Origin of the sequence: Marinisporobacter balticus (assembly GCF_004345705.1) — a bacterium.
Lineage (GTDB): Bacteria > Bacillota > Clostridia > Peptostreptococcales > Thermotaleaceae > Marinisporobacter > Marinisporobacter balticus.
Window position 1 is genome coordinate 1 of sequence record NZ_SLWV01000063.1, and the last position, 2834, is coordinate 2834.

Annotated in this window: 3 protein-coding genes; all 3 read right to left on the reverse strand. The window is 28.7% G+C overall.

The annotated features are described in order from the left end of the window. Positions 1-387 precede the first annotated feature (387 nt). On the reverse strand, positions 388-954 hold the full coding sequence (locus EV214_RS18435; RefSeq protein ID WP_132248475.1) for a glycerol-3-phosphate responsive antiterminator: 567 nt from the start codon (positions 952-954) through the stop codon (positions 388-390). 69 nt (positions 955-1023) lie between these two features. Next, positions 1024-1818 (reverse strand): HAD-IIA family hydrolase, encoded by a 795-nt coding sequence (locus EV214_RS18440; RefSeq protein WP_132248477.1) that lies wholly within the window; start codon positions 1816-1818, stop codon positions 1024-1026. 363 nt (positions 1819-2181) lie between these two features. Beyond that, on the reverse strand, positions 2182-2460 hold the full coding sequence (locus tag EV214_RS18445; protein ID WP_132248479.1) for a hypothetical protein: 279 nt from the start codon (positions 2458-2460) through the stop codon (positions 2182-2184). Positions 2461-2834: the final 374 nt, after the last annotated feature.

The window sequence follows — 2834 nt, forward strand, 5'->3', positions numbered from 1 at the left end:
TTTTATATAAAAATGAGCTCTAATGATAAAATTTATGGATTTTTAATGTATTGCATAAAAATTAAATTTTATACATTAGTTTCCGTGACTACTCAGTTTTTAAATAGCTCGTTTCAGAATCTTATAACTCGCATAAATACTAAATTTAAATGTGGTCGAATGAAGTTTGTTATGCCTTTGTTTGTGGATATTCCTTTATGCTATTGTATTAAATGCTTTTTTCTGTGTATAAGTTGTAACCTATATTCTGCAACTACCTAAATTTTTTAAGGTAACAAAAAACAACAATAAAATAACATCATTATCCTGTTATTTTATTGTTGACACTCCCATTCTCCTGTCAATAATATGAACTTATCAAAAGTGCTACTTACATTACAATATATTTTATAATTTCCATAATTCTTTTTTTCCTGTAGACGCTCCCAACGCCCCTGATTTTAATATTTCAATAATATCTTTTTTGCTCTCTATTAACCCGCCTGCAATAATAGACGTAGACACCTGTTTTTTTATACGCTTAATTACACTTGGAATCACGCCTGGCATTACTTCAATCATGTCCGGTTGTATTGTTTTTATACTTTTAATTGCCACATCATAAGATTGATTATCGATCAAAAAGAAACGTTGCACTGTAAACATTCCTTTTGATTTTGCAATTTTTATATGACTACTTTTCGTACTTATAATCCCATCTGGGCGAATAATTTTAGCAATATATTCAATTGCTTTAGGATCTTTTGCAATTCCTTCTAATAAATCCATATGTACTAAAACACTCTTGTTGACATTTTTTATTTTATTAACATATGATTGAATATTAAAAATATCTGCGTGTAATAAAAAGATTGTTGTCACCTCAGACATAATAGCAAGCTCTAAATCTTCTTTCTTTTGAACAGCTGCAATAATAGGATTTTCTTCTATTCTTCTAATGACTATATCTCTCATAACATCAACCCTTTTTATATTGATTTTCTATACGTTGTTATTTTCCTAATAGCCATTTACTTTATTATATTATTTTATAACTTCTCCTAATTCTTTTATAGATGGAAATACATAGTTCGCTTTAATATTAGACGCTTCATACATCTCTATTGTCGTTTCTCCACTCATAACAAGCACAGATGTTATACCAGCAGTTACTCCTGTTTTTATATCTGTATATAATCGATCTCCTACTATAGCAATCTCTTCTTTATTTAAATGGTATTTTTCTGTTATTGCATCTACAATATATTGGTATGGTTTCCCGATGATTAATGGACGTTTACCTGTTGAAGCCTCTATCATTGCAATCATAGCACCTGCATCTGGCATACATTTATTATCTTCAAGGGGACAATTAAAATCTGGATGTGTTGCTATATATTCTACACCATCACGAATCAAATCGCAAGCAATCCAAACTTTTTCATATGTAAGTGTAGTATCAAAGCCTAATACAACAAAATCAGGTTTTTCACTTCTATCTTTAATCAGCTTAAAACCATTCTGTTCAAATTCTTCTTCTAGCAAAGGCGTTCCCATTAAAAAAATCTTAGCGCCTTCTTTTTTCTTTTTTAAATAAATTGTAGTAGCTTCTCCTGATGTAAATACATTCTCTTCCTCTACTTGGCAGCCAAGTTTCATTAATTTTTCTTTATAAGCTTTCCTATTCTTTGAAGAATTATTTGTTAAAAATAAAAACTTTATATCTTTTTCCTCTAACATATTTAGAAATTCAAGAGAACCATCTATTAAATCATTGCCCAAATAAAAGGTTCCATCCATATCCAAAACAAAACATTTTATATTTTTCAATTCTGTCACTTATATTCCTCCTAACCTTTCTCAATCATTTAAGTATATCTGGATAATTTGTAATCATTCCATCCACACCCATTGTTATGGGTTTATTTGATTTTTTTTACATCATCCACTGTCCAAGTATATACTTTTATATTTTTATCGTGTAATTCCTTAATTATATCTACATCCACATAATAATTACAAGGATGACAGCTATATCTAGACTACTCAGTAACTGTTTATTAAAACAAAATGTGCTTTTCAGTTTATGGCTATAAAAATCATTCTGATTTCTATCATCAAGTTCTAACGCTTAAAGAAAACCTAATTTAAAGATATTCTTGTACTTTAACTTTTTAGGAAAAACACCATCTGAATCAACTTTTAGTAGATTTTTAGAAAAATTGCTAAGTCAAATGAATTGGAAAGCTTATTCCATAATTTGGTTATTAACGTTAAAGAACAAGATATTATTGATGATGGGAAAAATCCTAATCGAAGAATAAAGCGAGATACAAATGGTAATAACATACGATGGTTTGACCGGAAACCATGAACCTTCCTAATTCTTTCTAATGTGTTATTTCTAATTTCTCCTCTTCCATTATTCGTTTTATCTAAAGTCCAATCATAAAAAACAACACTCTCTCTTTGTACATCCATTTCTATTCCATCTCATTCTTGTTTGATGGCTAAATTCATAGCTCCTATGCTCATATAATCTTTAAAATAACATGTGTGTGACTAAAAAAAAACAACAATGAAATAGCACAAAGATTGTACTAATTTATTGTTGACGCTCCTTTTCTCCTGTCATTTATATTTAATTGAGCGATACACTTTTTGTCGAATCTTTTTATACTTACCAATATTTTAGCATATGTATTTTTAGTTGTAAAGAATTTTTGTGTTTTCCAGCTCTGAAGATTATTATCATTTTCTAAAAAAACAAAATAATAAGGATATACATTTTTGCGTATATCCTTTTATTCTTCCTTACATATTTCTTGTAGCAACAAGATCCACCCCTGTATTTA